Annotated in this window: 27 protein-coding genes; 16 read left to right on the top strand and 11 right to left on the bottom strand. The window is 61.4% G+C overall.

The features are described from left to right. Nucleotides 1-1155, bottom strand: coding sequence for an efflux RND transporter periplasmic adaptor subunit EmhA (gene emhA, locus AC1UK9_RS06910; RefSeq protein WP_482579745.1), 1155 nt, complete (start codon nucleotides 1153-1155; stop codon nucleotides 1-3). Nucleotides 1156-1422: 267 nt separating this feature from the next. Here emhA and emhR point away from each other — a divergent pair, with 267 nt between their 5' ends. Continuing rightward, the gene (gene emhR / locus AC1UK9_RS06915) at nucleotides 1423-2055 is read left to right on the top strand and encodes an efflux system transcriptional repressor EmhR (protein WP_473014702.1); all 633 of its coding nucleotides are present in this window, start codon (nucleotides 1423-1425) and stop codon (nucleotides 2053-2055) included. Between the two features lie 356 nt (nucleotides 2056-2411). Here the strand turns inward: emhR and AC1UK9_RS06920 are convergent, their stop codons facing one another. The 3 genes from AC1UK9_RS06920 to AC1UK9_RS06930 are packed head-to-tail and all read right to left on the bottom strand — an operon-like array spanning nucleotide 2412 to nucleotide 4984. Further along, nucleotides 2412-3461, bottom strand: coding sequence for an alkene reductase (locus AC1UK9_RS06920; RefSeq protein WP_482579746.1), 1050 nt, complete (start codon nucleotides 3459-3461; stop codon nucleotides 2412-2414). A 30-nt stretch (nucleotides 3462-3491) separates the two neighbouring features. Next, entirely contained in the window at nucleotides 3492-4658 is a 1167-nt protein-coding gene (locus AC1UK9_RS06925; protein WP_482579747.1) for an MFS transporter, read from the bottom strand. A 5-nt stretch (nucleotides 4659-4663) separates the two neighbouring features. Continuing rightward, nucleotides 4664-4984, bottom strand: coding sequence for an ArsR/SmtB family transcription factor (locus AC1UK9_RS06930; RefSeq protein WP_025110729.1), 321 nt, complete (start codon nucleotides 4982-4984; stop codon nucleotides 4664-4666). Between the two features lie 169 nt (nucleotides 4985-5153). Between AC1UK9_RS06930 and AC1UK9_RS06935 the strand changes: the two genes are divergently transcribed. Further along, on the top strand, nucleotides 5154-5732 hold the full coding sequence (locus AC1UK9_RS06935; RefSeq protein WP_482579748.1) for an acyl carrier protein phosphodiesterase: 579 nt from the start codon (nucleotides 5154-5156) through the stop codon (nucleotides 5730-5732). Between the two features lie 107 nt (nucleotides 5733-5839). On the opposite strand, the gene AC1UK9_RS06940 is transcribed toward AC1UK9_RS06935, so the two are convergent. After that, nucleotides 5840-6631, bottom strand: a complete 792-nt coding sequence (locus AC1UK9_RS06940; protein ID WP_025110727.1) for a lysophospholipid acyltransferase family protein — start codon at nucleotides 6629-6631, stop codon at nucleotides 5840-5842. Then, nucleotides 6631-7386, bottom strand: coding sequence for an L-ornithine N(alpha)-acyltransferase (olsB, locus tag AC1UK9_RS06945; RefSeq protein WP_025110726.1), 756 nt, complete (start codon nucleotides 7384-7386; stop codon nucleotides 6631-6633). Before olsB ends, AC1UK9_RS06940 begins: the two co-directional genes overlap by 1 nt. A gap of 152 nt (nucleotides 7387-7538) precedes the next feature. Here olsB and AC1UK9_RS06950 point away from each other — a divergent pair, with 152 nt between their 5' ends. The 5 genes from AC1UK9_RS06950 to AC1UK9_RS06970 all read left to right on the top strand — a co-directional run bounded on the left by AC1UK9_RS06950 (nucleotide 7539) and on the right by AC1UK9_RS06970 (nucleotide 11884). Continuing rightward, nucleotides 7539-8417 (top strand): acyl-CoA dehydrogenase family protein, encoded by an 879-nt coding sequence (locus AC1UK9_RS06950; RefSeq protein WP_482579749.1) that lies wholly within the window; start codon nucleotides 7539-7541, stop codon nucleotides 8415-8417. A 167-nt stretch (nucleotides 8418-8584) separates the two neighbouring features. After that, nucleotides 8585-9664: a serine hydrolase domain-containing protein gene (locus AC1UK9_RS06955; protein WP_482579750.1), complete on the top strand. Its 1080-nt coding sequence runs from the start codon at nucleotides 8585-8587 to the stop codon at nucleotides 9662-9664. After that, the gene (locus AC1UK9_RS06960; RefSeq protein ID WP_482579751.1) at nucleotides 9661-9966 is read left to right on the top strand and encodes an amidase; all 306 of its coding nucleotides are present in this window, start codon (nucleotides 9661-9663) and stop codon (nucleotides 9964-9966) included. The genes AC1UK9_RS06955 and AC1UK9_RS06960 overlap by 4 nt, the downstream gene beginning before the upstream one ends. 168 nt (nucleotides 9967-10134) lie before the next feature. Beyond that, a complete protein-coding gene (locus tag AC1UK9_RS06965; protein WP_025110722.1) occupies nucleotides 10135-10725 on the top strand; it encodes a YceI family protein in 591 nt (196 codons plus the stop codon). A 1-nt stretch (nucleotide 10726) separates the two neighbouring features. Beyond that, a complete protein-coding gene (locus tag AC1UK9_RS06970; protein ID WP_473014711.1) occupies nucleotides 10727-11884 on the top strand; it encodes a phospholipase D-like domain-containing protein in 1158 nt (385 codons plus the stop codon). Nucleotides 11885-12021: 137 nt separating this feature from the next. Here AC1UK9_RS06970 and bglX read toward each other — a convergent pair whose 3' ends face one another. Then, on the bottom strand, nucleotides 12022-14313 hold the full coding sequence (gene bglX / locus AC1UK9_RS06975) for a beta-glucosidase BglX (protein ID WP_473014712.1): 2292 nt from the start codon (nucleotides 14311-14313) through the stop codon (nucleotides 12022-12024). Between the two features lie 260 nt (nucleotides 14314-14573). On the opposite strand from bglX, the gene AC1UK9_RS06980 reads away from it, so the two are divergent. The 4 genes from AC1UK9_RS06980 (at nucleotide 14574) to AC1UK9_RS06995 (ending at nucleotide 17994) form a co-directional block, all read left to right on the top strand. Beyond that, the gene (locus AC1UK9_RS06980; RefSeq protein ID WP_025110719.1) at nucleotides 14574-15182 is read left to right on the top strand and encodes a LemA family protein; all 609 of its coding nucleotides are present in this window, start codon (nucleotides 14574-14576) and stop codon (nucleotides 15180-15182) included. A 25-nt stretch (nucleotides 15183-15207) separates the two neighbouring features. After that, the gene (locus AC1UK9_RS06985; RefSeq protein ID WP_473014714.1) at nucleotides 15208-15960 is read left to right on the top strand and encodes a TPM domain-containing protein; all 753 of its coding nucleotides are present in this window, start codon (nucleotides 15208-15210) and stop codon (nucleotides 15958-15960) included. Nucleotides 15961-15993: 33 nt separating this feature from the next. Next, a complete protein-coding gene (locus AC1UK9_RS06990) occupies nucleotides 15994-16611 on the top strand; it encodes a TPM domain-containing protein (RefSeq protein ID WP_025110717.1) in 618 nt (205 codons plus the stop codon). Nucleotides 16612-16776: 165 nt separating this feature from the next. Continuing rightward, nucleotides 16777-17994 (top strand): class I SAM-dependent methyltransferase, encoded by a 1218-nt coding sequence (locus AC1UK9_RS06995; RefSeq protein ID WP_025110716.1) that lies wholly within the window; start codon nucleotides 16777-16779, stop codon nucleotides 17992-17994. A gap of 59 nt (nucleotides 17995-18053) precedes the next feature. Here the strand turns inward: AC1UK9_RS06995 and AC1UK9_RS07000 are convergent, their stop codons facing one another. Continuing rightward, nucleotides 18054-18959, bottom strand: a complete 906-nt coding sequence (locus AC1UK9_RS07000; RefSeq protein WP_473014715.1) for a DMT family transporter — start codon at nucleotides 18957-18959, stop codon at nucleotides 18054-18056. 279 nt (nucleotides 18960-19238) lie between these two features. On the opposite strand from AC1UK9_RS07000, the gene AC1UK9_RS07005 reads away from it, so the two are divergent. The 3 genes from AC1UK9_RS07005 to AC1UK9_RS07015 all read left to right on the top strand — a co-directional run bounded on the left by AC1UK9_RS07005 (nucleotide 19239) and on the right by AC1UK9_RS07015 (nucleotide 20667). Next, nucleotides 19239-19820, top strand: a complete 582-nt coding sequence (locus AC1UK9_RS07005) for a DJ-1/PfpI family protein (RefSeq protein WP_482579752.1) — start codon at nucleotides 19239-19241, stop codon at nucleotides 19818-19820. Between the two features lie 13 nt (nucleotides 19821-19833). Then, entirely contained in the window at nucleotides 19834-20139 is a 306-nt protein-coding gene (locus AC1UK9_RS07010) for a ribbon-helix-helix domain-containing protein (RefSeq protein ID WP_482579753.1), read from the top strand. Between the two features lie 183 nt (nucleotides 20140-20322). Next, on the top strand, nucleotides 20323-20667 hold the full coding sequence (locus tag AC1UK9_RS07015; RefSeq protein ID WP_025110712.1) for a YegP family protein: 345 nt from the start codon (nucleotides 20323-20325) through the stop codon (nucleotides 20665-20667). A 135-nt stretch (nucleotides 20668-20802) separates the two neighbouring features. On the opposite strand, the gene AC1UK9_RS07020 is transcribed toward AC1UK9_RS07015, so the two are convergent. Both AC1UK9_RS07020 and AC1UK9_RS07025 read right to left on the bottom strand, forming a co-directional pair. Further along, the gene (locus tag AC1UK9_RS07020; RefSeq protein ID WP_482579754.1) at nucleotides 20803-21684 is read right to left on the bottom strand and encodes a dihydrodipicolinate synthase family protein; all 882 of its coding nucleotides are present in this window, start codon (nucleotides 21682-21684) and stop codon (nucleotides 20803-20805) included. A 24-nt stretch (nucleotides 21685-21708) separates the two neighbouring features. Next, on the bottom strand, nucleotides 21709-22491 hold the full coding sequence (locus tag AC1UK9_RS07025) for an aldolase (protein WP_025110710.1): 783 nt from the start codon (nucleotides 22489-22491) through the stop codon (nucleotides 21709-21711). Between the two features lie 106 nt (nucleotides 22492-22597). Here AC1UK9_RS07025 and AC1UK9_RS07030 point away from each other — a divergent pair, with 106 nt between their 5' ends. After that, nucleotides 22598-23140, top strand: a complete 543-nt coding sequence (locus AC1UK9_RS07030; protein ID WP_003222480.1) for a helix-turn-helix domain-containing protein — start codon at nucleotides 22598-22600, stop codon at nucleotides 23138-23140. Between the two features lie 72 nt (nucleotides 23141-23212). On the opposite strand, the gene AC1UK9_RS07035 is transcribed toward AC1UK9_RS07030, so the two are convergent. After that, nucleotides 23213-24232: a DUF4917 family protein gene (locus AC1UK9_RS07035; RefSeq protein WP_482579755.1), complete on the bottom strand. Its 1020-nt coding sequence runs from the start codon at nucleotides 24230-24232 to the stop codon at nucleotides 23213-23215. A 153-nt stretch (nucleotides 24233-24385) separates the two neighbouring features. On the opposite strand from AC1UK9_RS07035, the gene yiaY reads away from it, so the two are divergent. Beyond that, on the top strand, nucleotides 24386-25534 hold the full coding sequence (gene yiaY, locus AC1UK9_RS07040) for an L-threonine dehydrogenase (protein ID WP_482579756.1): 1149 nt from the start codon (nucleotides 24386-24388) through the stop codon (nucleotides 25532-25534). Nucleotides 25535-25675: the final 141 nt, after the last annotated feature.

Here is a 25675-nt window from a genome sequence, read left to right on the forward strand (position 1 = left end):
TTACTCCCCTTTGCCGCCGTAGGCTTTGTCATCTGCCTTGGCGGGTGCCGGGTTCTTGGCTACGTTAGTCGCTTCAGTCGGGTTGACCTGAACACCTGGGCGAACGAATTGCAGGCCTTCGGTGATCAGACGATCGCCGGCTTTCAGGCCGTCTTCGATCAGCCACTGGCTGCCGACAGTGCGGCTGGCCTTGAGCTGACGCAGTTCGACCTTGTTGTCGGCGCCGACGACCAGTGCCGTCGGGCTGCCCTTGAGGTCACGGGTCACGCCTTGTTGCGGCGCCAGAATGGCGGCGGCGTTGACCCCTGCCTGCAACTGGGCGCGCACGAACATGCCTGGCAGCAGGGTGTGATCCGGGTTCGGGAACACGGCGCGCAGGGTCACGGAACCGGTAGTCGGATCAACCGACACTTCGGAGAACTCCAGCTTACCGTCGAGCTTGTACTGGCTGCCGTCTTCCAGGGTCAGCTTGACCGCTGCCGAGTTGTCACCCGCCTTTTGCAGGCGACCGCTTTCCAGCTCACGGCGCAGTTCCAGCAGTTCAACCGAGGACTGGGTGACGTCGACGTAGATCGGGTCCAGTTGCTGGATCGTCGCCATCGCGTCGGCCTGGCCATTGCTGACCAACGCGCCTTCGGTCACCGAAGAGCGGCCGATACGACCGGAGATCGGCGCGTAGACCTTGGTGTAACGCACGTTGATCTGCGCGCTCTGCAAGGAGGCTTCCGATTCCATGCGGTTGGACACGGCGGTGTCGTATTCCTGACGGCTGACGGCCTGCTCATCGACCAGTTGCTTGTAGCGGTCGGAGATCGACTTGGTCGAACGCAGGTTGGCTTCGGCGCTTTTCAGGGTCGCTTCATAGACCGACGGATCGATCTGATACAGCTGCTGGCCGGCCTTGACGTCGCCGCCTTCCTTGAACAGACGCTTGAGAATGATGCCGTTGACCTGTGGTCGAACTTCAGCGATGCGGTACGCGCTGGTGCGGCCCGGCAGTTCGGACGTCAGGGTGAACGCTTGTGGTTGCAGGGTGACGACGCCGACCTGAGGAGGCGGAGCGGCCGGGGCCGCTTCTTCCTTTTTACATCCGCTGAGCAGCGATGCCAGGGCGACGGCAGTGACCAGAGCGGTAACAGCTGGCTTGAATTGCATGAAGATCCTCGGGTCAGGCGCGCAAAATGCGCACAAGAAGTGTGGAAGGGTAAAAAAATCGGGTCGAGTGGATAAGTAGCTTGCTAAGGAATATACTTACGTTCATGGTTGTTTGTAAACACCTTGGCTTCGTACCCACCCTGTTACAAAAGTCGTCGCAAGGTTTGAAATTGTAGGCCGGGGAGCCGATTCGTGAGAGATCGGCCCCTTCTTTATTCAGCGGATATTCAGCCATCCCTGAAACATCCTGTTTGAGGTTTTACTGCCATGGTCCGTCGTACCAAAGAGGAAGCTCAGGAAACGCGAAGCCAGATTCTCGAAGCGGCCGAGAAAGCGTTTTATGAAAGGGGCGTGGCCCGCACGACCCTGGCGGATATCGCGACAATGGCCGGCGTCACGCGCGGGGCCATTTATTGGCATTTCAGCAACAAGGCCGATCTGGTGCAGGCCATGCTCGACAGCCTGCATGAGCCGCTGGATGAACTGGCCAAGGCCAGCGAGAGCGAGGACGAACTCGATCCGCTGGGCTGCATGCGCAAACTGTTGATTCATCTGTTCCATCAGGTTGCCCTGGATCCGAAGACCCGTCGCATCAACGAGATTCTGTTTCATAAGTGCGAATTCACCGATGAAATGTGCGATCTGCGCCAGCAGCGCCGGACGGCCAGTCTCGAATGCAACCTGCGCATTGGCCTGACCCTGCGTAATGCGGTAAATCGCGGCCAGTTGCCGGAAGATCTCGACACTGTCCGTGCGGCCATCAGCATTCATGCCTATATCGATGGCCTTCTGTATGGATGGCTATTGGCGCCCGACAGCTTTGAATTGCATGCCGAGGCCGAGCGTTGGGTCGATACAGGGTTGGATATGCTGCGCCTGAGCCCCAGCCTGCGCAAATGAAACAAAATGCGTAATTGGCACAGGTTATGTCAATCGGCCTGCTTTTATATACGCCTGAACCGCGAGTTTAAACGTAGCGAGCTACGGATTTTGTAGGGATTTTGTGTCGTCCCTGTGAACGAATGTTAGCTGTGGTCAATGACGATCCCAACAAATGTCGACATCACCAAGATGCCGGGGTGGGAGCGGCCTTGCTCGCGAAGGCGTCTGAACATTCAATGCATCTGTCGACTGTTATACCGCTTTCGCGAGCAAGCCCGCTCCCACAATGGAGCTCCAGCTGTTGCGAGACAAACCCAAAAAACGAAGCCCCCGACTCTCACAAGTCGGGGGCTTTTGCGTTTCTGCGGTTTGGCTTACAGCGTTGGGTAGTCGATGTAGCCGACCGGGCCTTTGCCATAGAACAGTTCCGGACGTGCATCGTTGAGCGGTGCATCGGCTTTCAGGCGTGCCGGCAGGTCCGGGTTGGCAATGAACGGTACGCCGAAGGCCACCGCGTCAGCCTTGCCTTCAGCCAGCCACGCATTGGCGCTGTCCTTGGTGAAGCGTTCGTTAGCGATGTACGCGCCGCCGAAGGCTTCTTTCAGTTGTGGGCCGAGGCTGTCGGCGCCTTCTTTTTCGCGGGAGCAGATGAAGGCGATGCCGCGCTTGCCCAGTTCGCGAGCGACGTAGGTGAACGTCTCGGCGAGGTTGTCGTCACCCATGTCGTGGGAGTCGGCGCGGGGTGCCAGGTGCACGCCGACACGGCCGGCGCCCCAGACTTCGATCGCCGCGTCAGTCACTTCGAGCAGCAGACGCGCACGGTTCTCCAGGGAGCCGCCGTAGTTGTCGGTGCGCTGGTTGGTGCTGCTTTGCAGGAACTGGTCGAGCAGGTAGCCGTTGGCGCCGTGGATTTCCACGCCGTCGAAACCGGCGGCCTTGGCGTTCTCGGCACCGGTGCGGTAGGCGTCGACGATCTCGGCGATTTCAGCGGTCTCCAGCGCGCGCGGGGTCGGGTAGTCGGCCAGTGGGCGCACCAGGCTGACGTGACCTTTGGGCTGGATGGCGCTCGGAGCGACCGGTGTTTCACCGTTGAGGTACGTGGGGTGTGAGATCCGGCCGACGTGCCACAGCTGCAGGACGATCTTGCCGCCAGCGGCGTGTACGGCCTTGGTCACGTTGGTCCAGCCGCGCACCTGATCGTTGGACCAGATGCCCGGGGTGTCCGGGTAGCCGACGCCCAGCGGGGTTACCGAAGTGGCCTCGCTGAGAATCAGGCCGGCGGAGGCACGTTGTACGTAGTATTCGGCCATCAGCGCGTTCGGCACGCGGCCTTCGTCGGCGCGGCAGCGGGTCAGCGGGGCCATGATGATGCGGTTGGACAGCTCGAGGTCGCCCAGTTTGATCGGATCGAAAATAGTTGCCATGTGTACAACCCTCGTCAGTGAAGTGGTTAATCAGTGGGTAGCAGTGGCCAGGCCGGCAGCGCCGTTCTGACGGAAAGTGATCAGGGTCACGAGCAGCGCGAGGACCGCCAGGGCTGCCGCGGCCAGGGGCACGCTGGTCAGGCCGAAACCGTGGGCGATGACGCTGCCGCCGACCCAGGCGCCGAGGGCGTTGCCGATGTTGAAAGCGCCGATGTTCAGGGTCGATACCAGGTTCGGTGCCGCCTTGCCGAAGGTCACCACGTTGACTTGCAGCGCCGGCACGGCGGCAAAGGAGGCGGTGGCCCAAAGGAACAGGGTGATTTCCGTCGGGATCAGCGCGACGCTGGTCCAGCTGAGCACGGTGGACACCACCGCCATCGCCACGAACACGCCGATCAGGGTGGCGCCCAAGCGCTTGTCCGCCAGTTTGCCGCCGATGATGTTGCCCACGGTCAGACCCAGGCCGATCAGCAGCAGGGTCCAGGTCACGCCTTTTGGCGAGACGCCGGTGACATCGCCCAGCAGCGGCGCGACGTAGGTGAAGAGGGTGAACATCGATGCGGCGAACAGCGCGGTCATGCTCAGCGACAGCCAGATGCCGGCGCCTTTGAGGGCGGCGAGTTCGGCGCGCATGTCGAGTTTTTCTTCGTCACGCTTGGCCGGCAGAAAGCGGATCAGGCCGATCAGCGCAACCACACCAATCACGGTCACGGCCCAGAAGGTCGAACGCCAGCCGGCTTCCTGACCCAGCGCGGTACCCAGCGGCACGCCGAGCACGTTGGCCAGGGTCAGGCCGGTGAACATCAACGCCACGGCGGACGCCCGTTTGTTCGGCGCCACCAGCCCGGCGGCTACTACAGAACCGATACCGAAGAACGCACCGTGGCACAGCGCGGTGACGACACGGGCAAACATCAGCACGTTGTAGTCACTGGCGATGGCGCACAGCAGGTTACCGACGATGAAAATCCCCATCAGCGCTACCAGTGCCGCCTTGCGCGGCAGTCTGGCGGTGGCCAGTGCCATGAACGGCGCACCGATGGCTACGCCCAAGGCGTAACCGGTCACCAGCCAGCCGGCGCCCGGAATCGACACACCCAGATCAGCCGCCACATCGGGCAGCAGGCCCATGATGACGAACTCGGTGGTGCCGATGGCGAAGGCGCTCAAGGCCAGAATGAGTAGCGAGAGGGGCATTTGAATCAATTCCTTGTGGGAGCGCTGAGCTCTTTGACGATGGCGTCGAGGAACGCTTGAATCACGTCCTCGTTGCGTTTGAAGAAGTGCCACTGGCCGGCTTTCTGGCTGCTGATCAGGCCGGCGCGTTGCAGGGTCGCCAGATGAGCGGAAACGGTCGACTGCGACAGGCCGCAGCGTTGATCGATCTGCCCGGCGCAGATGCCGTACTCGTGGTTGTGCAGTTGTTCCGGAAACTCGGCTTTGGGGTCTTTCAGCCAGATGAGGATGTCTCGCCGTACTGGGTGTGCCAGGGCTTTTATTATTTCGTCGAGGTCGAGGTTCATGGCTTTGTGCTCGTGATGTGTAGCGCTATATCGCGATGAGGCGAACTTTAAATCGGTATTTCGCGATATACCAATATGAATTTGATCTGACGACCGCGTAAATCGGTATATCGGGTTATAACGATATGTGTGGTGTAACGATGAAAGCGCGCAGTGCTAAGCTGCGCCCATGAACTATCTCGCACATTTACACCTCGGAGGCCAGCGCCCCGAGCAATTACTCGGCAGTCTGTATGGCGATTTCGTCAAAGGACGGCTGCAGGGGCAGTTTGCGCCGCAGATTGAGGCGGCGATTCAGTTGCACCGGCGCATTGATGTGTTCACCGATCGCCACCCGTTGGTGGACACCGCGCTCGGGCGCTTTTCGCAGACTCGTCGGCGTTACGCCGGGATCGTCCTCGATGTGTTTTTTGACCATTGCCTGGCGCGCGACTGGACGCTGTACGCCGATCAGCCGCTGGAGCAGTTCACGGCCGACGTTTACCGGGTGCTGTCGAGTGAACGGCAGTTGCCCGAGCGCCTGGCGCAGATTGCACCGCACATGGTCGCCAATGACTGGCTGGGTTCGTATCAGCAGTTCGAAGTGCTGGAGCAGGTACTGCGCGGGATCTCCCGGCGCCTGACCCGGCCCGAGGAACTGGCGGGGGCGATGCAGGAGTTGCGGCGCTTGTATGAGCCGCTCAGCGAAGACTTCCGCCTGTTCTACCCGCAACTTCAAGAATTTGCACAAACCTCGGCAACACAGTAACCCCCTGTGGGAGCGGGCTTGCTCGCGAATGCGCTGGATCATCCATCAAAAATGTTGAATGACACAGCGCCTTCGCGAGCAAGCCCGCTCCCACCGGGGATCAGTGCTCAGGCAGCAATAGCGGGGCGCATTGGTGCTGTCTGTTTCTCCGGGATCGTGCCAAACAACGCCTTCTGCACCGCCTGCTGCGCTTCAAACGCCAGCGCCGCGCGCTCCCGGCCCTGACAGGCAATCGGCTTGAGCAGATGCACTTCGACATCGCCGCAATCATTGCTGAACAGGCGCATCAGGTGCGACAGAAGATCATCGTCACCAATGAACGGCGCCAGGGTATCGATGTCGCCATCGCGCAGATAACGGATCGCCACCGGTTGCAGCATCACCTCGGAATCAATCGCCGCCGACAGCAGGCGACCATGAAAGGTGCGCAGCGAGCGGCCGTCGGTGGTGGTGCCTTCCGGGAACATCAGCAGCGGATGTCGGGTTTGCAGGTGGCGGGTCATCTGTTTGCGGATCAATTGGCTGTCGCCCGAACCGCGACGGATGAACAGACTGCCAGCCTTGGCCGCCAGCCAACCGGCCACCGGCCAGGTGCGCACCTCGGCCTTCGACAGAAACGACAGCGGCGTGAGCATGCCCAGCAGCGGAATGTCGGTCCATGACACATGATTGCTGACCCACAGCATCGGCTGCTTCGGCAACTCGCCATGCACGGTCACGCGAAAGGGCAGGGCATTGCTCAGGCGCGCCATGAAAAATCGCGACCAGCGCTGCCGGCGCTGCATCGAGTGGGCCAGGCCCAGACGCTCGAACACGCCGAAGACGCTGGCCATGGTCAGGCCCAGCGTCACCACCACCAGCACCCGCGCGATTCGCGCGTACACCCGCAACCGGCTCATCACACCGCCGCCTTGAAGTGCTTGGCGTAACGCGGGCAGAGTTCGTCGCGCTTGAGCAGGATGAATACGTCGGCGACCTGGAAGTCTTCGTCCCAGCACGGCTCGCCGCAGATCTTCGCGCCCAGACGCATGTAGGCCTTGAGCAGCGGTGGCATTTCGGCGATCACGTTGGATGGGATATCCAGCGATGGCAGCGGATTTTTCGGTTCGGCGCGCAGGTGCTCGGTGCACAGATAGCGTTCACGCAAGCGCTGCATGATCGCGTGGGCCTGCACGCCGCCGTCTTGCATCGGAATGCTCGCGCAACCCATCAGGTAGCTGTAGCCACCCTGGTTGAGGACTTCGGCCAGTTCGCCCCAGAGCACGGCGATGGTGCCGCCGTTGCGATAGGCCGGGTCGACGCAGGTGCGGCCGATTTCGAGGATCGGCCCTTGCAGGTGCGCCAGGCCATGCAGGCTGAATTCTTCTTCGCTGTAGAACTTGCCCAGGCTGCTGGCAGCTGTGTGATCGAGCAAACGGGTGGTGGCGACCAGACGCCCGGTGTTCAAGTCACGCACGCCGATGTGGCTGCAGTGAACATCATAGTCATCCATGTCCAGACCCAGTTCCGCGCCTTTCAGCTTGGCGTTGAATTCGCCGCTGAACACGTTGAAACGCAAGGCCTGGGCTTGCTGCAAGGCCTCGGCGCCGATCAGGCGTTCGGCTTGCAGGCGGCGTTCATTGCCGGTGTCGCTGATGCGGGCGATCTGAGTCATTTGAATCTCCGTACGGGCCTTGAACCCGTCGTGGGTTGCAGCCGATCGACTTTCTTTATGCAGCCATGTTGTGCAAAGTCAGGCTATGTAGCCCCGGTGTCATCGCCATGAACGTTTGGTGATGCTTGTATGACAGCCCACAAGGAGCCTCTATGCCCTGGCCCAGCCTGCTCGAAAGCCGTGAACGCCTGCCCGCCGTCGCTGATCTGGCGGAGGGTTTCGCCATGTTGTTGCATCAATTGGGCAACGTGACGCCGTTCGAACTTGCGGTGGCGGGAGGGCGGCGAATGGCGACACCGGGGCTCGCATTTCTGGTGGGTTATCAGGCGGCATTGCGCATGCTCTGGCCGAGCGCACCGCCAAGTCTTGGCGCGTTGTGTGCGACCGAACAGCGCAGCCTGCGCCCGGCGGACATGCAGACGCGCCTGACTGATTTGCGCCTCAGTGGGCAGAAAGATTTCGTCACCGCAGGGGATGCGGCGGACTGGCTGCTCGTCGCCGCGCGCCATGAAGAGCCCGGCGATTCACCACGCCTGAGTCTGGCGGTGGTGTACCCCGGCGAACCCGGCGTGCGTGTGGAAAAACTCCCGGCACTGCCGTTGATGCCGGACATCAGTCACGGTCGGCTGCATCTGGATGGCGCGCTGTGCGAGTTGCTCGCCGGGGATGGCTGGGATGCTTATGTGAAGCCGTTTCGCACCCTGGAAGATGTCTATGTGTTGAGCGCCATGACCGCGTGGCTGTATGGCGTCGGCCAGGACAGTGGCTGGTCGCAGACCCTGCAATTGCGCTTGCTGGCGCTATTGGCCGGGTGTGCGGAGGCGAGCCGACAGCCGCCGGACAATCCGTTCGGGCATGTGTTGCTGGGTGGGTTGTTTGCGCAGTTTGATGCGCTGAAAATCGAGGTCGATCAGGCGATGGCCGATAGCAGTCACGAGTGGGCGGCGATGTGGCAGCGTGATCAGTCGGTGATGCAGTTGGCGGCGGGGGCACGAGCCAAGCGCCTGGCCAACGCTTTGGCGGTGGGCTGACGGGCCCCTTCGCGAGCAAGCCCGCTCCCACAGTTTGATCGCATTCCTACTGAAGGAGCTCGGTCAACTGTGGGAGCGAGCCTGCTCGCGAAGGCGGCCGCAAAATCACTGCACCTCTGTCATAAACCCCGACTAATCTGAGCAGGTTCATTCCCAGAGCCCTCACCATGTTCAAAGGCCTGCCTCTGTTTCTGCTGCTGATCAGCTTCACCGTTCACGCCGAACCATGGCCTGCTGAACAATGGCCGACCGGCCCGAAGATCAGTGACCCAACCGCAGAGGCTTTGGCGAGTTACGCCTTCCCACCCCGCGACGACACCACCCGCAAAGGCATCCGCACCGACGCGCTGCTGATCATCCGCGACGGCCAGATCATCTACGAACGCTACGCCGGCCCGACCCGTGCCGAGACCCCGCACCTGACCTGGTCGATCAGTAAAAGCCTGATGGCCACGGTGCTGGGCGTGGCGTATGGCGAAGGCTTGTTCAGGCTCGAAGATCCGGCCGTGAGGTTCTACCCGCCACTGGAAAAACACCCGGCCATCACAGTCGCCGACCTGCTGCACTGGGCTTCCGGCCTGGACTGGCAGGAAGACTACGAATACGCCCCGCTGAAGTCCTCAGTGGTGGCGATGCTCTATACCCGGGGGCATCGCGACATGCCCGGGTTCACCGCCGATCGCGACGCCTACGCGCCACCGGGGCAGGCGTTCCGTTATTCCAGTGGCGACAGCAATCTGTTGGCCGCCGCGCTGAGAAACATGGTTGGCCCGCAGCGTTATCCCGACTATCCGTGGACGGCGCTGTTCGAGCCGCTGGGCATTCGCCACGCCGTGTGGGAAACCGATGCCGGCGGCACGTTTGTCGCTTCGTCTTATGCCTATCTCACCGCCCGTGATCTGGCGCGGGTCGGTCTGCTGATGGCCCGCGACGGGCGCTGGAATGATCGACAGTTGTTGCCCAAGGCTTGGCTGGCCTTCAACCGTGAACCGTTTGCCGGCTACAAGGCGCATCAGGATGAGGCGGTGCCCGGTGGTCAGTGGTGGCTCAATCGCCCGGCCGATGGCGCCGCCTCGCCGTGGCCCGACGCGCCCCCCGACACCTTCGCCGCTTTGGGCCACTGGGGCCAGGCACTGTATGTGATCCCCAGCGAGAAACTGGTGATCGTGCGTTATGCCGATGATCGTGACGGCAGCTACCGCCATAACGAACTGCTCAAGCGCGTGCTCAAGGCGGTGCAGCCATGAAACTGCTCAAGCGGATTCTGCTGTTGCTGTTGATCGTGCTGCTCGGCTGGATCTGGCACGAGCGGGACAACCTGTGGGCGTTTCCGGACATCATCAGTGCCTACACGGCGAAGGAATATTGTTCGTGTCGCTACGTGATGAACAACGAAGCGCAGTATTGCCGGGGCTACGTGAAACAGTGGCTGCCCACCAGCAGCTTTACCGACGACAGCGCGAGCAAGACCATCACCGTCAGCGGCATGGGCCGCAGCAACCGTGCACAGTGGCTGAGCGAACGCCAGGGCTGCCGGCTCAATCCCTGAGTTACGCCATCCCTCTGTGGCAGCGAGCCTGCTCGCGAAATCGGCGCTGGCCGCAATACCTGCAGTGCGACGTGCATTGAGTTCGCGAGCAGGCTCGTTCCCACAGGGCTTGCAATAACTCGGTGGGCGGTTAAGGTTCGTGCAGGTTTATCGCCCAGCGAGTGTTCAATGTTCAACCGCCCCCTCTCTACAGCCTTCGCCAGTCTGCTGCTGGCCGCCGCCGCGCTGCCGGCGCAGGCCAACTGGTATTTGGACGGCGAGTCGTCGCGGCTGTCGTTTGTCAGCACCAAGAATGCCCATGTTTCCGAAGTACAGCGCTTTCTGGTGCTGCACGGCAAGGTCGACCCCAGCGGTCGGGCCGAGGTCGAAGTCGAACTGGACTCGATCAACAGCGGTATCCCGCTGCGTGACGAGCGCATGCGCAAGGAGCTGTTCCAGATCGAGCAATTTCCGGAAGCGACCATCAGCACCCAGATCGACCTGCGCCCGATCAACGATCTGGCCCCCGGCGCGCAGCTTGAATTGCGTCTGCCGCTGACCGTGAATCTGCACGGCAAACAACACCAATACCCGGCCGAGTTGCTGGCGACGCGTCTCGATGACCGACGCTTTCAAGTGGTGACCCTGGAACCGTTGGTGATCAACGCCGAGGATTTCGATCTGGTGCCGGGGCTGGAAACCCTGCGTAACCTGGCCGGGTTGTCGGCCATCAGTCTGTCGGTGCCGGTGGGTGCGGTGCTGATCTTCACGGCGCGCTGACATGCGTGGCGCGGTGTTCCCGTGGCGTGACGGCAACCGTTTCGAACTGATGATCGACGGCCCGCAATTCTTCCCGCGCATGCTGGTGGAGATTGCCCGCGCTGAAGAACAGGTCGAACTGGAGTTGTATCTGGTGGAGGCGGGCGCCTGCGCCGAAGCCGTGGTCCAGGCGCTGGTGCAGGCCGCCGAGCGCGGAGTGCGGGTGCGCTGCCTGTTCGATGATTACGGCAGCCTCGCGTTTACCCTGCACCTGCGTCAGCGCCTGATAAAAGCCGGGGTCGAACTGCGTTTCTACAATCGCCTGAACTGGCGGCGCTGGGTCGGCAATTTCTATCGCGATCACCGCAAACTGCTGCTGGTCGATCAGCGTCTGGCGGTGGTTGGCGGCACCGGGGTGACCGATGAATTCTGGACCCCGGAACAGGACACCAGCGAGTGGCATGAAGTGATGGTGGAAATCACCGGCCCGCTGGTGCTCGACTGGCAGATACTGTTCGACCGCCAATGGATTGCCAACCGTCATCGCCGGGCGTGGAAGCCTTCGGCGCATGTCGGCCTGCCACGCTTGCCCAAGGTGCCGGACATGGGCGAGGGCATGGGCCGCGTGGCGTACGCCGATGCGCGTCAGCACCGCGACATTCTGCAATCGCTGTTCCGCGCCTTGAACAGCGGGCAGAAACGCATCTGGATGGCCACCCCGTATTTCCTGCCCACCTGGAAAATCCGCCGCTCGCTGCGCAAGGCCGCCGCTCGTGGTGTCGACGTCCGGCTGCTGCTGACCGGGCCGCGCACCGATCACCCGTCAGTGCGATACGCCGGCCATCGCTACTACCCGCGCCTGCTCAAGGCCGGGGTGCAGATCTTCGAATACCAGCCGTGCTTCCTGCACCTGAAAATGGTCTTGGTGGACGACTGGGTGAGCATCGGCTCGTGCAACTTCGATCACTGGAATCTGCGCTTCAATCTGGAGGCGAACCTGGAGGCACTGGATCCGTCACTGACGGCAGCGGTGGTGAAGAGTTTCGAGAAGGACTTCGGGCTGAGTCAGCAGGTGAGTCTGGAAGAGTGGCGGCGCCGACCGTTGTGGCGACGGGTGAAGCAGCGGATTTGGGGATGGGTGGATCGGGTGGTAGTGAATATTCTCGACAGACGCGGTTAGTCGCTCCGCCAAATAAACACTGAAATCCAAATGTGGGAGGGGGCTTGCTCCCGAATGCGGTGTGTCAGTCAGCTTTGATCCAGCTGAATGACCGCAATCGCGAGCAGGCTCACTCCTACAGGGTATTGCGGTGCTTGTTACAGCAATTCAAAGCTCTGCTGCGTCACGTCCTGCGAATCCAGGCCGATCTGCACGTTGAACTTGCCAGGCTCCGCCGCGTACTTGAGCTGGGCGTTGTAGAACTTCAGATCATCCTCGGTGATGGTGAAATGCACGACTTTCTGTTCACCGGCCTTGAGCATGATTTTCTGGAAGTTCTTCAGTTCTTTCACCGGGCGGATCATTGAACCGGTGACGTCCTGAATGTACAGCTGCACCACGGTTTCGCCGTCGCGCTTACCGGTGTTTTTCAGGGTGACACTGGCATCGAGCTTGCCGGTGGTGTTCAGCGTGGTCGATGACAGCGCCATGTCGCTCAGGGTGAATTGGGTGTAGCTCAGGCCATAGCCGAACGGGAACAGCGGACCTGTGGTGTCGTCGAAATACTGCGAGGTGTAGTTACCCGGTTTGCCCGGCGTGAACGGCCGGCCAATGCTCAGGTGGTTGTAGTAGGTCGGGATCTGGCCCACGGAACGCGGGAAGGTCACCGGCAGTTTGCCCGACGGGTTGTAGTCGCCGAACAGCACGTCAGCGATGGCATTGCCGCCCTCGGTGCCGCTGAACCAGGTTTCGAGAATCGCGTCAGCCGACTGGTTCTCTTCGAGAAGGGTCAGCGGTCGGCCGTTCATCAGCACCAGCACCAGTGGCTTGCCGGTGGCTTTCAGCGCGCGGATCAGCTCGCGCTGGTTTTCCGGGATGTTCAGGTCGGTGCGGCTGGACGATTCGTGGGACATGCCACGGGACTCGCCCACGGCGGCAACGATCACATCGGCGTCCTTGGCGGCTTTCAGCGCTTCGTCGATCAGCACGTTGGCCGGGCGCGGGTCATCGACCACTTCCGGCGCGTCGAAGTTGAGGAAGTTCAGGTAATCGAGCACCTTCTTGTCGCTGGTGATGTTCGCGCCACGGGCGTAGATCAGGTTCGCCTTGTCGCCGATCACCGAGTTCATGCCATCAAACAGAGTGACCGATTGCGCCGGTTTACCCGCCGCCGCCCAGCTGCCCATCATGTCGATCGGGGCCTTGGCCAGCGGGCCGACCAGCGCGACTTTCGCGGTTTTCTTCAGCGGCAGCGTGTCGTTCTGGTTCTTCAGCAGCACCAGGCTGCGGCGCGCCACTTCGCGGGCCTCGGCGCGGTGCAGGCGGCTGTCGGCGTAGGTGTCGGCCGGATCATCCTCGGCCTTGCCGATGCGCAGGTACGGGTCCTTGAACAGGCCCATGTCGTACTTGGCGGCGAGCACTTCGCGCACTGCGTTGTCGATGTCTTTCTGTTCGATCTCGCCGGACTTGAGCAGCCCCGGCAGCTCTTTGCCGTACAGCGTGTCGTTCATGCTCATGTCGATGCCGGCCTTGATCGCCAGCTTCGCCGCTTCGCGACCGTCGGCGGCGACGCCGTGCTTGATCAGTTCGAAGATCGCACCGTGGTCGCTGACCGCCAGGCCCTTGAAACCCCAGTCCTTGCGCAGCAGATCGTTCATCAGCCAGGTGTTGGCCGTGGCCGGAATACCGTTGATCGAATTCAACGCCACCATCACCCCGCCGGCGCCGGCATCGATCGCCGCGCGGTACGGTGGCAGGTAGTCCTGGTACATCTTGACCGGGCTCATGTCGACGACGTTGTAGTCACGACCGCCCTCGACTGCGCCATACAGGGCGAAGTGCTTGACGCTGGCCATGATGCTGTCGGATGCGCTCGGGGTGTCGCCCTGATAGGCCTTGACCATCACTTTGGCGATGCGCGAAGTCAGGTAGGTGTCTTCGCCGAAACCCTCGGAGCTGCGGCCCCAGCGCGGGTCGCGGGAGATATCGACCATCGGCGCGAAGGTGATGTCGAGGCTGTCGGCGGCGGCCTCTTTGGCGGCAATGCGCCCGGACTGGCCGATGGCGTCCATGTCCCAGCTCGACGCCAGGGCCAGCGGAATCGGGAAAATCGTACGGTGACCGTGGATCACGTCGTACGCAAAAAACATCGGGATCTTCAGGCGGCTGCGCATCGCCGCGTCCTGCATCGGACGGTTTTCCGGGCGGGTGATCGAGTTGAACGTACCGCCGATGTTGCCGGCGGCGATCTCTTTGCGGATCAGTTCGCGGGGCATTTCCGGGCCGATGCTGATCAGGCGCAACTGGCCGATCTTTTCATCGAGGGTCATTTGCTTCATCAGATTGCTGATGAACGCGTCCTTGTTTTCCAGGGGTACCGGGGTCGTGGCGGCCAATACTTGATGACTGGCCAGGCTGACGAACAGACCCAGCAAACACAGCTTCTTCATGAATATTTTTCTCAAGGGCCCAAACGGCAATGCAATGCCGGCCAGCCAAAAGTTAGGGAGCGACTATTGTTGTTCGGGTGCAGGCTCAAAAAGACCGAGCCGAAAAACGCCCGCCGACCGTCGGCAGCGTATGCGCAGGGCCTCTTTTTAGCCCATTGGCCCGTTGCAATCCAGTGGCGCGGCCGATTATGCCCCAACCGCCGATGCAGAAGGTTTCACGGTCGGTCTTTTCACGAAATACGCCAGGGAGCATCACTTTGATGAATGTCAGTCCAACCTACCGCTCGCGTTTGCAGATCGCCACGCTGCTGGTGCTCGCCACGTTGTTGACCGCGTGTGGCATCAACAACATTCCGACCCTAGACGAGCAGGCCAAGGCGGCCTGGGGCCAGGTACAGAACCAGTACCAGCGCCGCGCCGACCTGATCCCCAATCTGGTGGAAACCGTCAGAGGCTACGCCAAGCATGAAGAGGCGACCCTGACCGCAGTGGTCGAGGCCCGGGCCAAGGCGACATCGATCCAGGTCGATGCCAGCACCCTCGACAACCCGGAAAAACTCAAGCAGTTCCAGCAGGCCCAGGATCAGTTGAGCGGTGCATTGAGCCGTCTGATGGTGGTGTCCGAGCGATATCCGGACCTGAAGGCCAATCAGAACTTCCTGGCCCTGCAATCGCAGCTCGAAGGCACGGAAAACCGGATTGCCGTGGCGCGGCGCGATTTCATTCTGGCGGTGCAGAAGTACAACACCGAGATCCGCACCTTTCCCGGTCGCCTCTGGCACAGCGTGATGTACAGCGATCTGCCGATTCGCGAAACCTTCGAAGCCACCACCCCCGGTGCGGAAAAGGCCCCGGAAGTGAAGTTCTGATCCGTTGTTGCGGATGAGGTTGCCCATGCGTGTGTTGAAGATAGGCCTGGTGCTGATGCTGTGGCTGTTTGCCGTCAGCGCCCGGGCCGAGTTGACGTTCCCGGCGCTGAGCGGGCGGGTGGTGGACGAGGCGCAAATGCTCGAACCCTCGGTGCGCGCGCAGTTGAGCCAGCAGTTGCAAGCTCATGAGCAGGCGACCGGCGAGCAACTGGTGGTGGTCACGGTGCCCGATCTGCAAGGCACCACCATCGAAGATTACGGCGTGCAACTGGGCCGGCACTGGGGCATCGGCCAGAAGGACAAAAACAACGGCGCGCTGCTGATCGTCGCCCGGGACGAGCGCAAGCTGCGCATCGAAGTCGGTTACGGGCTGGAGGATCGGCTGACCGATGCACAGACTTCGGTGATCATCCATCAAGTGATTACCCCGGCGTTCAAGACCGGCAATTTCAGCAAGGGCATCAGCGATGGCGTGGCGGCGATGCTGGTGGTGCTGGGCGGCAACCCGCTGGACGAGCCCTCGACGGTGTATGAGCCGAGTGGTGACCCGTCCGACGATTTCGTCTCGCGGCATCCGGCGCTGTTCGTTTTTCTGCTGATGTTGTTCATCCTGACGGTGTTTGTCTGCCAGATGCTCGGTATCCTTCCCGCCGGCCGTGGCGGCTCCGGTGGCGGGGGCGGTTTCGGTGGTGGTGGTTTTGGCGGCGGCGGTGGAGGCGGGGGCTTCAGCGGCGGCGGGGGCAGTTTCGGCGGCGGTGGTTCGTCCGGCGGCTGGTGAGCACACAACAATAATGATCAGGCACTTTTCGACATGGCATTACTGACCGAACACGAACAACGCAAAGTCGCCGAGGCGATTGCCCGGGTCGAGCGCGACACCGACGCCGAACTGGTGACGGTGCTGGCGGCCCGCGCCGACGACTATGCGTACATCCCGTTGCTGTGGGCCAGCCTGCTGGCGCTGCTGGTGCCGGGCATCGTGCATTACCTGACCGGCTGGCTGACCATGCACAGCCTGTTGCTGGTGCAATGGGGGCTGTTCATTGTCCTGTGCCTGCTGTTTCGTTTGCCGAAGGTCACCACCCACCTGATCCCGCGCCGGGTGCGGCACTGGCGTGCGTCGAACCTGGCGCGGCGGCAGTTTCTCGAACAGAACCTGCACCACACGGTGGGCAGCACCGGGGTGCTGATTTTTGTCTGTGAGGCTGAGCGCTATGTGGAAATTCTGGTGGATGAGGGCATTTCCAGACGGCTGGACAACAAGAGCTGGGATGCGATTGTCGCGGCATTCACCGAGCAAGTGCGGCAGGGGCGCACGCTGGACGGGTTCGTCACCTGCATCGAGGCCTGCGGCGAGCTGCTGAAAGTGCATGTGCCGGTGACGCAGGTGAGGAATGAATTGCCGAATCGGCTTATCGTGCTGGCCTGATCTTCCCGGGCACAGCCGTTTCCTTGTGGTGAGAGGATAAATCCCCTCACCACAAGGTTAAATGTCACGGTTTGCACCGTTGGGTAAATAAGAGCGTGTCCCCAACTCCCTTCCCCCCTAAAATACCCGCCATTCCCGATTTCGCCCGTCCGAGGCCGCTTTTCCATGTCCGTTACTGCTCCTTCCATCAAGCCTGCGCCCGATCACCACGCCCAGTTCATCGAGCTGCTGCAAACCAGCCTCGAGCAGAGCGGCTTCATCAAGCTGGTGCTGGCCAAGTACGTGGGCGAAGAAGCTGATCTGCAGCGGATCATCGTCAAGGCGGTGACGGTCAAGGCTCAGCCCAACCTGTCCTTTGTCTATCGCTACAAGACCCGCGACATCACCAAGAACCTGCCGCTGAGCGAAGGCGTGGCGGTGATTGCCGAGCTGCTGCCTGCTGCGTTCAAAAATGCGCATTTGCTGACCGTGACCGACGAAGCCCAGCTCGAATACAGCAAAAAGGGCAAGAGTTCGCTGTTCAAGAGCAAACCTCAGCAATTGCGTGAAGCGCCGTCTGCCGAGCACAACCGCGAGAAGAACCGCTTTCTGGACCTGAGCCGACCGTTCCTCAAAGACTTGGGCGTGACCAACGCGCAGCATGAGTTGATCCCGGCAATGTCGCGCAAGTGGAAGCAGATCAACAAGTTCATCGAAGTCTTCAGCCACGCCCTGACCTCGTCACCGCTGGCGCTGGACAAACCGGTGCGCGTGGCGGATTTCGGTTCGGGCAAGGGTTACCTGACGTTCGCGATTCACGACTACTTGCGCAACACGCTCCAGGCCGAAGGCGAAGTCACTGGCGTCGAGTTGCGTGAAGAGATGGTCAACCTGTGCAACGCCGCCGCGGCGAAGCTGGAACACCCGGGGCTGGTGTTCAAGTGCGGTGACGTGCGCAGCGTCGCGCCGAGCGAACTGGAGGTGATGATCGCCCTGCATGCCTGCGACATCGCTACCGACTACGCGATCCACACCGGCATTCGTTCGGGTGCCTCGATCATCATGTGCTCGCCGTGCTGCCACAAACAGATCCGCCTGCAGATTCAGAGCCCGGCGCTGCTCAAGCCGATGCTGCAATACGGTCTGCACCTCGGTCAGCAGGCGGAAATGGTCACCGACAGTCTGCGTGCGCTGTTCCTTGAGGCCTGCGGGTATGAGACCAAGGTGTTCGAGTTCATCTCGCTGGAGCACACCAACAAAAACAAGATGATCCTTGCGGTGAAGCGCGCCGAGCCGGTAGACCCGGCTCAGTTGCTGGTGAAGATTGAGGAGTTGAAGGCGTTCTACAACATCAGTGAGCACTGCCTGGAAACCCTGCTGCGCGCCGACGGTTACCTGGCCTGACCTTGTGGGAGCGAGCCTGCCCGCGAAGGCAGACTGCCAGCCAACGATGATGCCGGCTGTTACGGCCCCTTCGCGAGCAGGCTCGCTCCCACATGGGGTTTGATGGCGGTCTTGCGGCCGAGCATCACGGTGGCGATCACACCAGAGGCAAACACCCAGGTGATCGGTTCCACATGTTCGCCAAAGAACAGCGCCGAAAACGCGATGGTGAAGAAGATCTGCAGCAACTGGATCTGACTGACCCGCGCGATCCCGCCCATTGCCAGCCCGGCGTACCAGGCGAAAAACCCGAGAAACTGCGAGAACAGTGCCACGTAGCCGAAGGCCCACCAGGTCTTGGCCGACACCGCACCCTGATGCTGCAGCGCCAGGTACAACACCGGCCCGATCAGCAGCGGCGTCGACAGCACCAGCGCCCAGCAGATCACCTGCCAGCCGCCCATCTCTTTCGCCAGTCGGCCACCCTCGGCATACCCCAGCCCCCCCACGGCAATCGCGCCGAGCATCAACAAGTCCCCGGCCTGAATGCTGCCGGCGCCGGTGTACAACGCGTAACCGAGCACCAGCGCACTGCCCAGCGCGGCGCAGGCCCAGAAGGCTTTCGACGGGCGTTCATGGGACAGCCACGCCGCATACAGCGCCACGCACAGCGGCTGCAGACCGTTGACCAAGGCGCCGTGGGACGCCGGCAAGGTCTGCATGGCCCATGCCGACAGCACCGGAAACCCGAGAATCACCCCGGCGATCACCAGGCTCAGGCCTTTGACCTGCTGCCAGGTCGGCCACTTTTCCCGGCGCCATAACAGCAGCAGCGCCGCCGGAATCGCCGCGAACAACGCCCGACCGAGGCCATTGAGCAGCGGATGCAGTTCCTGCACCACGATCCGGGTGAAGGGCAGGGTGAGGCTGAAAATCACAACCCCGAGCAGGCCCAGGGCCATGCCGGTGTTTTCGCGCGAAGACATGATGGGTAACCAGACGAAGGTGGCAGGGAAGGTGCCTTCATCTAGCCATAAACCGGGTGGTTCGGGCTGCTACAGCTAGGCACAGACTTATCCATACAGTTCCATGGCCCTTTCGCGAGCAAGCCCGCTCCCACCCTTGGAATGCATTTCTCTGTGGGAGCGGGCTTGCTCGCGAAGAACGATAACGCGGTCTCCCGTAGTAGCCGGTTGTTACCTGCCCGAGCGGATAAGGTCTACCTTGAATACTCCTGCAAGCCCTTTCCCAGAGGAGTCCTCCCCATGGCCGCGAAAAAAATCCTGATGCTGGTCGGCGATTACGTCGAAGACTACGAAGTGATGGTGCCGTTCCAGGCCCTGCAGATGGTCGGTCATACCGTGCATGCCGTGTGCCCGGACAAGGCTGCCGGCAAGACCGTGCGTACCGCGATCCATGACTTCGAAGGTGACCAGACTTACAGCGAGAAACCCGGTCACCTGTTCGCCCTCAACTTCGACTTCGCCAAGGTCGCCGAGGCAGACTACGACGCGCTGCTGATCCCGGGCGGTCGCGCGCCGGAATACTTGCGCCTGAACGAAAAAGTCCTGGCGCTGGTGCGCGCGTTCGACAAGGCCGGCAAGCCGATTGCCGCGGTCTGCCATGGCGCGCAACTGCTGGCGGCGGCGGGCGTTCTCGAAGGGCGCGAATGCAGCGCCTATCCGGCCTGCGCCCCGGAAGTGCGCCTGGCGGGTGGTACGTACATCGACATTCCGGTGACGGACGGCCATGTTCAAGGCAATCTGGCCACGGCACCGGCATGGCCGGCGCATCCGAACTGGCTGGCCGGTTTCCTCGGCTTGCTGGGCACCCAAATTACCCTGTAACGAGGATTCGCCCATGTGCGAGCTCTACGTCAAGGCCGATCCGATTCTCTACGAATCACGCTCTCGCTCGCTGCGCATCTGCGGTGTGGTGACGACCCTGCGCCTGGAAAACCAGTTCTGGGACATCCTCAGCGAAATCGCCGAAGTCGATGGTATGACCACCAATCAACTGATCGCCAAGCTGTATGAGGAGGTGATGGATTATCGCGGGGAAGTGGTGAATTTTGCCTCCTTCTTGCGGGTGAGTTGCACGCGGTATCTGACTCAGCGGCGGGTGAGTGCGCCGGGGTTGTCGGTGGTACGGGCGGCGGTGAAATAGCCGATTGCGAGTCGACCCTTTCGCGAGCAAGCCCGCTCCCACATTCGGCCGGGTTCTCCCAATGGGACGCGCTCAACTGTGGGAGCGGGCTTGCTCGCGAAGAGGCCAGGACAGGCGACAGACGTCTGGAGCTGGTCTTTACTCTGAAGCGCGAAACCTCTCAAACGCCCAGGAGAAACGAGCATGTCCGGATGGTACGAAGTGAGCAAAAGCAGCAACGGTCAGTTCAGGTTTGTACTGAAGGCCGCCAACGCCGAAACCATTCTCACCAGCGAGCTCTACACCACCCGCGCGGCAGCCGACAACGGCATTGCCTCGGTGCAGACCAACAGCCCGCTGGATGAACGTTACGAGAAAAAGACCACCAAGGATGGCCATCCGTACTTCAATCTGAAGGCTGCCAACCACCAGATCATCGGCAGCAGCGAGTCGTACTCCACAGACGCCGCATGCGCCAAAGGCATTGCCAGCGTCAAGGCCAACGGGCCGAGCAAAGTGATCAAGGACAAGACGTTGCCGGTGCTCTGAAGAACACCGAAAATCAAAAATGTGGGAGCGGGCTTGCTCGCGAAGGCGGCGTTACCTTCAACATTTTCGTTGACTGATAAACCGCTTTCGCGAGCAAGCCCGCTCCCACATTCGGTTTTGTGTATTGCCTGAGGATCAGCGCAGGGTCTTGAGGATTGCCTGAAGCTGGCCTTGCCCAGCCTCGCTCAAGGGGAACACTGGCAACCGTGGATCACCAACCTCCAGCCCTGTCTCACGCAATCCAGCCTTGATCGTCGCCGGCAAACCGCCCTTGAGGATGAAGTCCAGCAGTGGCAGCTGGCGATAGAACAGCTCGCGCGCCCGTTCCAGGTCACCGGCCAGCGCGGCCGCGTACAAGTCCAGATTCAGCTGCGGGATCAGGTTCGGCGCGGCGGTGCACCAGCCCTTGGCCCCGGCGGCGAACGCTTCCAGTGCCAGTGGGTTGCAGCCGTTGTAGAACGGCACCTGGCCGTCGCCGAGCAGTTGCAGCTTGTGCATGCGCTGAATGTCGCCGGTACTCTCCTTGACCATGGTGACGTTTTCCACGCCGTTGACGATGCGCAGAATCAGCTCCACCGACATGTCCGTGCCACTGGTGGCCGGGTTGTTGTAGAGCATGATCGGCACGCCGATGCTGTCGCCGATCGCGCGGTAGTGGGCAAGGATTTCCGCCTCGGTGAGCTTCCAGTACGAGGCCGGCAGCACCATCACCACGTCGGCACCGTGAGCTTCGGCGAAGCGCGCGCGGCGTACGGCTTTGGCGGTGGTCAGGTCGGATACGCTGACGATGGTCGGCACCCGTTTGGCGACGTGCTTGAGGCTGAACTCGGCGACCTGATCCCACTCGGCGTCACTCAGGTAGGCACCTTCGCCGGTGCTGCCCAGCGGGGCGATGGCGTGGACGCCGCTGTCGACCAGGCGATCGATGGACTTACCGAGGGCCGGCAGATCCAGGCCTTCGCCATTGACGCCGAACGGGGTGATGGTGTAGCCGATAATGCCGTGAATGTTGGACATGTTGAGTCTCCGTGAAAGGTCAAATCAGTTCAGGCAATCGGCGTGTTGGCGCAGGTTCTGCCGAGCGTAGTAGTTGAAAGCGGCGGCGTGGCGTTTGGGTTTCGACACCCAGTCATGAGCCTCGCGACCCAGCGCCGGAATGATCGGCTTGATCGTGCCGGCAGCCATCGCCAGCAATTGCAACTTGGCGGCGCGCTCGATCAGTTGGGCGATGACACAGGCCTCTTCGATCGTGGTACCGGTCGACAGCTGGCCGTGGTGCGAGAGCAGAATCGCGCGTTTGTCGCCCAGCGCACCGGCGATCAGTTCGCCTTCCTCGTTACCCACCGGTACCCCTGGCCAGCCTTCGAGAAACGCGCAATCGTCGTACAGCGGGCATAGGTCCATGTGGGAAATCTGCAGTGGCACTTCCAGCATCGACAGCGCGGCAATGTGCGTCGGGTGGGTGTGAATGATGCAGTTCACGTCCGGTCGGGCGCGGTAGACCCAGCTGTGGAAACGGTTGGCCGGGTTGGCCATGCCGTGACCTTCGAGCACTTCGAGGTCTTCGTTGACCAGCAGCAGATTGCTCGCGGTGATTTCATCGAAACCCAGGCCCAGTTGTTGAGTGTAATAGGTGCCGGGTTGCGGGCCACGGGCGGTGATTTGTCCGGCCAGACCGGAGTCATGCCCGCTTTCGAACAGAATCCGGCAGGTCAATGCCAGCTTTTGCCGATCGGTCCACGTATTATCCGCCAGGCTTTTTTGCATCTGGGTCAGCGCTTGCTTGACCAGTTGTTCTTTGGGTAGTGCTAATGTCTTGGCCATGTCTGTGTCCTTTGGGTGATTGCAAATGACACTAAAGAGCCTATATGACACAAAGTGTCATAGGCAAGCATAAATCGTCGCTTCCTTGATGGAATAACCGCTGCGCATGTCTATCCGTTTGAAATTATTGAGAAAAAAACTTGGCGTAACCCTTGAGGCGTTGGCCGAAAAATCCGGCATGACCAAGAGTTACCTGTCGAAAGTCGAACGCGGGTTGAATACCCCGTCGATCGCTGCGGCGTTGAAACTGGCGAAAGCGCTGAACGTGAAGGTCGAGGAGTTGTTCTCCGAAGACAACGTCAGCCTCGACAGCTACAGCCTGGTGCGCAGCCACGAACGCCAGTCACTGGCGGCCAATGACCAGAGCCCCGGGTATGCGGTGCTGGCGCATCAGGTCAGCGAACGCAACCTGCTGCCGTTCATCATCTACCCGCCGAGCGAATTCACCGACAAGACGTTCAAGGAGCATTTGGGCGAGGAGTTTCTGTTCGTTCACGAAGGGCAGGTGGAAGTGGACTTCATGAACGAGCGGGTGCTGCTGGAGCGCGGCGATGCGCTGCACTTCAATGCGCAAAAGCCGCACCGGATCAGGTCGGTGGGCGAGGTGCAGGCGCAGTTGCTGGTGGTGGTGCACAGCTCGGAAGAATGAGCCGACCCCGAAAGCTGCGTCGGAACGCCGCCCGGAGCGGGCTCGCTTGCGAAGGTGTCAGTCAGGTCTGCATCAAACCTCGACAGGCACCGACAACTTCGGACTGCCCAACGCATGCGTCTTCGAATCAAAGAACCGCAACTCAACCCCGGTCCCTTCGAACACCTTGGCGTAATGGCGCTTCTGATGCTGGATGAACGCCGCACTGCGCGGATAAATCGAGATTGCCACGGTCTTTGGCTTTGCCAACCGCAAGGCCCGAATGATGTGTGCATCCTGCTCGCCCAAGGCCTGGCCGAAGATGCACAGACTGTCGCCATGACCCAATAACTGCTCATAGCAGAACGACAGATAATCCGAGCTGCGGATGGTCTTGAGTTTGTCCGCGCTCGGCCCTTCGGTGACGAACAGCGGCACGTCATCCAGGGTCTTGATCGTGTTGTTGATCGCAAAACTGCCGAGCAGGGTGCCTTCGGTCGAAGTCAGTTTGCGTGCAGTGCCGTCCTGATTGCGCACCAGGTGCAGACCGCCATGCAGGTACAGCAAACGCGGTTTGGCCGTGGCACTTTCGCTCAGGTCGAAACTGGCATTGGGGCCATTGAACAGATCGTCGATGGCCTCGCTGTCGTGTTGCAGCGCCCAGTAGTTGAGCAGGTCGTAATTGCTGGTGAACACCGTGCGATAGCGCGCCAGTTCTTCATTCAGCGTCGCCAGCGTCGAGGCCTGCACCAGCCGCCACGGGATGTGCACGGCGTGCACGGTGTTGATCAGCGCTTCCTTGATCGCGTAGTAGCGATTGCGCGGTGCGGCCGAGCTGACGGCGAGTGCCTTGTTGACCCGGCTGGTGGTTTTCAGCGCGCCGAGCACCTGCTCGAAGCTGCGCGTCTGCAGGGCGTCGAACACGCTCAGTTCCGACGGGCTCAGCGGTTTTTCTTCTACCGTGCGCGCGTTTTCGAACAGCGAGTCGTAGCCGAAATCGTCCCACACCGCACGGCTGGCGCCATTGCCCACCAGCAGACCGTTGAAGTCAGCGGTGGCGCGCAGGGCGCTCCAGTCTTCGAGGGTGGCGTCGACATCCAGAAAATCGGTCATTGCGTAGGAAGTCTCAAAACAAGGGGCGGATGGGCGGCGACTTTATCACGAGCGAGCATTGAGCCAGATCAACATCGGTGGTGACCGATCGGTCGATCCTGTGCGCATCCGCCGTATCGGAGCAGTCGATTCGGCCCCAGTCAGGAGACGCGCATGAGCAGCACCTTTTTTATTCCGGCCGTAAACATCATGGGCAACGGGTGCCTGGACGAGGCCATGGTTGCGATCCGCAATTATGGTTTTCGCAAGGCGCTGATCGTCACCGACGCGGGGCTGGCCAAGGCCGGTGTGGCGACCATGCTTGCCGAAAAGCTGGCGATGCAGGACATCGACTCGGTGATTTTCGACGGGGCCAAACCGAACCCGAGCATTGCCAACGTCGAGTCCGGGTTGGGACTGCTCAAGGAAAGTCGCTGCGATTTCGTGGTGTCGCTGGGCGGCGGTTCGCCCCATGACTGCGCCAAGGGTATCGCCTTGTGCGCGACCAACGGCGGACAGATCCGCGACTACGAAGGCGTCGATCAATCGAGCAAGCCGCAACTGCCGCTGATCGCCATCAACACCACCGCCGGCACCGCCAGCGAGATGACCCGTTTCTGCATCATCACCGACGAATCTCGCCACGTGAAAATGGCCATCGTCGACCGCAACGTCACGCCGCTGCTGTCGGTCAACGACCCGGCGCTGATGGTTGCGATGCCGAAAAGCCTGACCGCCGCCACCGGCATGGACGCGTTGACCCACGCCATCGAAGCCTACGTCTCGACCGCCGCCAACCCGATCACCGACGCCTGCGCACTGAAGGCCATGACCCTGATCAGCAACAACCTGCGCCTGGCCGTGCGCGACGGCAGCGACCTCGCGGCGCGGGAGAACATGGCCTATGCGCAGTTCCTTGCCGGCATGGCGTTCAACAACGCGTCGCTCGGCTACGTACATGCGATGGCGCACCAGTTGGGCGGTTTCTACGACTTGCCGCATGGTGTGTGCAACGCGGTGTTGCTGCCGCATGTGCAGACCTTCAACGCGCTGGTCTGCGCCGAACGTCTGACTGACGTGGCCCATGCGATGGGCGCGGACATTCTTGGTTTCAGTCCGGAAGAGGGCGCTCAGGCGGCGATCAACGCGATCCGTTGCCTGGCCAGGGATGTCGATATTCCGGGTGGCCTGCGTGAACTTGGCGCCAAGCTCAGCGACATCCCGGTGCTCGCTACCAATGCCCTGAAAGACGCGTGTGGCCTGACCAATCCACGGGCGGCGGATCAGCGGCAGATCGAGGAGATTTTCCGTAACGCGTTTTGAGATACGTCGTCCTGATATTTTCAACCGAACGCGCTGGCCTCTTCGCGAGCAGCCTCGCTCCCACAGTTGTTCGCATTTCGTCAGTAGAATGCGATCACATGTGGGAGCGAGCCTGCTCGCGATGGCTGACTTCCAGGCCTT

The sequence above is a fragment of the Pseudomonas sp. AK-TSAG1-1 genome, assembly GCF_056821665.1.

Bases quoted from the DNA above. Each gene is read 5' to 3' on its own strand.
- AC1UK9_RS07035 (WP_482579755.1), bottom strand. From the start codon at position 24,232: ATGACCGATTTTCTGGATGTCGACGCCACCCTCGAAGACTGGAGCGCC.
- yiaY (WP_482579756.1), top strand. From the start codon at position 24,386: ATGAGCAGCACCTTTTTTATTCCGGCCGTAAACATCATGGGCAACGGG.
- AC1UK9_RS06925 (WP_482579747.1), bottom strand. From the start codon at position 4,658: ATGCCCCTCTCGCTACTCATTCTGGCCTTGAGCGCCTTCGCCATCGGC.
- AC1UK9_RS06935 (WP_482579748.1), top strand. From the start codon at position 5,154: ATGAACTATCTCGCACATTTACACCTCGGAGGCCAGCGCCCCGAGCAA.
- AC1UK9_RS06955 (WP_482579750.1), top strand. From the start codon at position 8,585: ATGTTCAAAGGCCTGCCTCTGTTTCTGCTGCTGATCAGCTTCACCGTT.
- AC1UK9_RS06995 (WP_025110716.1), top strand. From the start codon at position 16,777: ATGTCCGTTACTGCTCCTTCCATCAAGCCTGCGCCCGATCACCACGCC.
- emhR (WP_473014702.1), top strand. From the start codon at position 1,423: ATGGTCCGTCGTACCAAAGAGGAAGCTCAGGAAACGCGAAGCCAGATT.
- AC1UK9_RS06965 (WP_025110722.1), top strand. From the start codon at position 10,135: ATGTTCAACCGCCCCCTCTCTACAGCCTTCGCCAGTCTGCTGCTGGCC.
- AC1UK9_RS06960 (WP_482579751.1), top strand. From the start codon at position 9,661: ATGAAACTGCTCAAGCGGATTCTGCTGTTGCTGTTGATCGTGCTGCTC.
- AC1UK9_RS06985 (WP_473014714.1), top strand. From the start codon at position 15,208: ATGCGTGTGTTGAAGATAGGCCTGGTGCTGATGCTGTGGCTGTTTGCC.
- AC1UK9_RS07025 (WP_025110710.1), bottom strand. From the start codon at position 22,491: ATGGCCAAGACATTAGCACTACCCAAAGAACAACTGGTCAAGCAAGCG.
- AC1UK9_RS06980 (WP_025110719.1), top strand. From the start codon at position 14,574: ATGAATGTCAGTCCAACCTACCGCTCGCGTTTGCAGATCGCCACGCTG.
- AC1UK9_RS07000 (WP_473014715.1), bottom strand. From the start codon at position 18,959: ATGTCTTCGCGCGAAAACACCGGCATGGCCCTGGGCCTGCTCGGGGTT.
- emhA (WP_482579745.1), bottom strand. From the start codon at position 1,155: ATGCAATTCAAGCCAGCTGTTACCGCTCTGGTCACTGCCGTCGCCCTG.
- AC1UK9_RS06930 (WP_025110729.1), bottom strand. From the start codon at position 4,984: ATGAACCTCGACCTCGACGAAATAATAAAAGCCCTGGCACACCCAGTA.
- AC1UK9_RS06920 (WP_482579746.1), bottom strand. From the start codon at position 3,461: ATGGCAACTATTTTCGATCCGATCAAACTGGGCGACCTCGAGCTGTCC.
- AC1UK9_RS07030 (WP_003222480.1), top strand. From the start codon at position 22,598: ATGTCTATCCGTTTGAAATTATTGAGAAAAAAACTTGGCGTAACCCTT.
- AC1UK9_RS06990 (WP_025110717.1), top strand. From the start codon at position 15,994: ATGGCATTACTGACCGAACACGAACAACGCAAAGTCGCCGAGGCGATT.
- AC1UK9_RS06970 (WP_473014711.1), top strand. From the start codon at position 10,727: ATGCGTGGCGCGGTGTTCCCGTGGCGTGACGGCAACCGTTTCGAACTG.
- AC1UK9_RS07015 (WP_025110712.1), top strand. From the start codon at position 20,323: ATGTCCGGATGGTACGAAGTGAGCAAAAGCAGCAACGGTCAGTTCAGG.
- bglX (WP_473014712.1), bottom strand. From the start codon at position 14,313: ATGAAGAAGCTGTGTTTGCTGGGTCTGTTCGTCAGCCTGGCCAGTCAT.
- olsB (WP_025110726.1), bottom strand. From the start codon at position 7,386: ATGACTCAGATCGCCCGCATCAGCGACACCGGCAATGAACGCCGCCTG.
- AC1UK9_RS07005 (WP_482579752.1), top strand. From the start codon at position 19,239: ATGGCCGCGAAAAAAATCCTGATGCTGGTCGGCGATTACGTCGAAGAC.
- AC1UK9_RS06950 (WP_482579749.1), top strand. From the start codon at position 7,539: ATGCCCTGGCCCAGCCTGCTCGAAAGCCGTGAACGCCTGCCCGCCGTC.
- AC1UK9_RS07010 (WP_482579753.1), top strand. From the start codon at position 19,834: ATGTGCGAGCTCTACGTCAAGGCCGATCCGATTCTCTACGAATCACGC.
- AC1UK9_RS06940 (WP_025110727.1), bottom strand. From the start codon at position 6,631: ATGAGCCGGTTGCGGGTGTACGCGCGAATCGCGCGGGTGCTGGTGGTG.
- AC1UK9_RS07020 (WP_482579754.1), bottom strand. From the start codon at position 21,684: ATGTCCAACATTCACGGCATTATCGGCTACACCATCACCCCGTTCGGC.